Source organism: Eggerthella sp. (assembly GCF_048329335.1).
Taxonomy (GTDB): domain Bacteria; phylum Actinomycetota; class Coriobacteriia; order Coriobacteriales; family Eggerthellaceae; genus Eggerthella; species Eggerthella lenta.
The window spans coordinates 1-2,394 of the sequence record NZ_DBFEGU010000210.1 but is presented as its reverse complement, the minus strand read 5'-3'; the positions used below and the strand labels follow the sequence as shown (position 1 = coordinate 2,394).

At 65.7% G+C, this 2,394-nt stretch carries 4 protein-coding genes; 3 read left to right on the top strand and 1 reads right to left on the bottom strand.

The window, feature by feature from the left end:
• The 3 genes from ACMO6A_RS06965 to ACMO6A_RS06955 form a co-directional block, all read left to right on the top strand.
• A partial coding sequence (locus ACMO6A_RS06965; RefSeq protein WP_418470991.1) for a hypothetical protein occupies nt 1-738 on the top strand: 738 nt, incomplete at its 5' end.
• A 139-nt stretch (nt 739-877) separates the two neighbouring features.
• Nucleotides 878-1,084, top strand: coding sequence for a helix-turn-helix transcriptional regulator (locus tag ACMO6A_RS06960; protein ID WP_009304258.1), 207 nt, complete (start codon nt 878-880; stop codon nt 1,082-1,084).
• Nucleotides 1,077-1,493, top strand: coding sequence for a hypothetical protein (locus ACMO6A_RS06955; protein ID WP_015760829.1), 417 nt, complete (start codon nt 1,077-1,079; stop codon nt 1,491-1,493). The genes ACMO6A_RS06960 and ACMO6A_RS06955 overlap by 8 nt, the downstream gene beginning before the upstream one ends.
• A 47-nt stretch (nt 1,494-1,540) precedes the next feature.
• Here ACMO6A_RS06955 and ACMO6A_RS06950 read toward each other — a convergent pair whose 3' ends face one another.
• Nucleotides 1,541-2,344: an MBL fold metallo-hydrolase gene (locus ACMO6A_RS06950; RefSeq protein ID WP_035585138.1), complete on the bottom strand. Its 804-nt coding sequence runs from the start codon at nt 2,342-2,344 to the stop codon at nt 1,541-1,543.
• Nucleotides 2,345-2,394: the final 50 nt, after the last annotated feature.

Genomic DNA, 2,394 nt, shown 5'->3' with positions numbered 1-2,394 from the left:
ACGGTGCGCCCCGTATGCGCAAGCTCAACCACCGCCGCCAGCCAAGCAAGCCGAAGCGTCGAGCCGCAGCGCATGCTCAAAGCGGTGTTCGCCATGGTGCTCGTCGCCGTCCTGTCTGCGTTTCTCGGAATCTTCGCCGCGCACGCCCTGTCCGCCGCGATCGACGACGGAGCCTTTCCCCTCATAGGATCGGCCGACGCCGCCACCGCCGAAGACGGCTTCAGCACCCCTCGATCGTCATGGGAACAAGGCGTCGTGCCCACCCTGTATCAGGACGACCCGCAATGGGCCGATCGCCCCTACGGATCGAGGACCGTCGGCGATGCGGGCGCCGCCCCGCTGTGCCTGGCCATGGTGCGCATCGAAGCCACCGGGGACGCCAGCATGGGGCCCGTCGAAGTGGCCTCCCTCTCGCAGAGCAGCGGCTATGCCGACACCGTTGAAGCCACCGGGCTCCTGACCGACGGCGCAGCCCAACTAGGGCTCGCATCGCGAGAGATCGATGCGAACGAGTTGGCCATGCGACGCGAGCTCGTGGGAGACCGTCCCATCATCGCCTCCATGAAAGCAGGCTCGTTCGGATCGTCGGACACCTACATCGTGGTCACCGGCATCGACGAGCACGGCGAACTGGCGGTGGTCGATCCGCTCAGCCGCGATCGGACAAGCCGCCATTGGACGTTCGACGAGATCATCTCGCAAGCCACCGGCCTCTGGTCCTACACGGCGGCCGCGTAAAGTCCGCCGCTCTCCCCGCCATTCAGCGCGCCCGATGGGCGCGCTTTTCTTTTATGGAAAGCATGCTTTACATTGCTGGCGCAGGGGTCTATACTTGATGGAAAGCTAGCTTTACATATTCGCATCGGAGAGGAGCGCCATGGAGAACCGGTTGGAGGAGATCCGCAAGGCGCGCGGCATCAAGCAAGAGGATCTCGCGTTGGAGCTGGGCGTGTCGCGCCAGACCATCAGCTCGCTCGAGAAGGGGCGCTACAACCCTTCCATCCTGCTCGCGTTCAAAATAGCCCGCCGCTTCGGCTTGCAGATCGAAGACGTGTTCATCTACCAGGAGGAAGACCATGAATAGGAAGTCCGCTGTCCTCACGCTGTCCATCGGAATCGCCTGCGCGATCGTCGCCGTCGCGCTGGCTCTCGACCTCGGCGGGATCTCCTCGGTCCTGCCCATCGCCGCGAAGGGCGTGTGGGGCTTCGCCGGATGCGCGGCCGCGCTGCTCGTTTGCGGCGCCTTCGCGCTGGCCCACAAGCCCACGCCGCAGCAGATCATCGAGCAGGGCGACGAGCGCAATGCGGCCATCAACGGGAAAGCGGGACTGTGCGCCTTCGAGGCGTTCTCCATGCTTGCGCCTTTGGCGGCGCTCGCGCTGTACGCCTTCGAGCAGATCAGCACGGCCGGCGTGCTCACGATCATCGCCGTCGAGGTCGTAGCCTCGATCGTCTATTTCGCGCAGATCGCCCGCATGCAGCGGATCATGTAGCGCTGGCTCAGGATCCGGCCCTCCTGTCATCCTGAGCGGAGCGCGCCTCAGCGCGCGCTCACCAGCATGGTCTGATACGCGACCTGCACCGTTGCCGGATGCCCGGCGCGCCGAACCACGGCGGTCAGCGCCTCGCCTGGCAGACGGTACGTGTTGTTGTTCTGCGAGATATGCATGGCCACCACCTGCTCGAGCGCGTCGCTCAACAGCGCCTCCAGCTCGTCTGCGGCCTGCACGTTCGACAAGTGGCCCGTATCCGAGCCCACGCGCCGCTTCACCGGATACGGGTAGGGCCCGTCTTTGAGCATCTGCACATCGTGGTTGCTCTCCAGTGCGAGGATGCGCACATCGCGCAACGCCTCGTCGGCCTCGCCGGTGACGATACCCGTGTCGGTCATGAACCCTACCGCGTCTCCGTCGGCCTCGACCCGGAACCCGCACGACGATGCCGCGTCGTGAGACGTGCGGAAGGCGTGCACCTGCATGCCCGCCAGCGACAGCGCGTCGCCCGAGGAGAACGCCCGTAGGTCGCATGCGCCCTCCAGCACGATGATCTCCTTGCTGGCCGCGCGCACGGCGTCGTCGGCGAACACCGCGGGCTCGATGCCCAGCTTCGCCAGGCCGCGCAGCACCACGCCGAGGCCCTTCGTATGGTCGGTATGGTCGTGCGTGATGAGGACGGCCTCGAGGTTCGCCGGATCGAACCCGGCCTCGTCGCAACGCGCGAAGAAATCGCGCTTGCAGATGCCGCAATCCACGAGCACGCCCTTGCCCGTGGCGGTATCCTCGACTACGGCCGCGTTGCCGCGGCTTCCGCTGGCCAGCACGTGCAATGCAAGTCGTTGGTTCATAGGGTTCGCTTCCCGCATCTCTTCTCGGTGTCTCAGTCGGCCTCCGATTG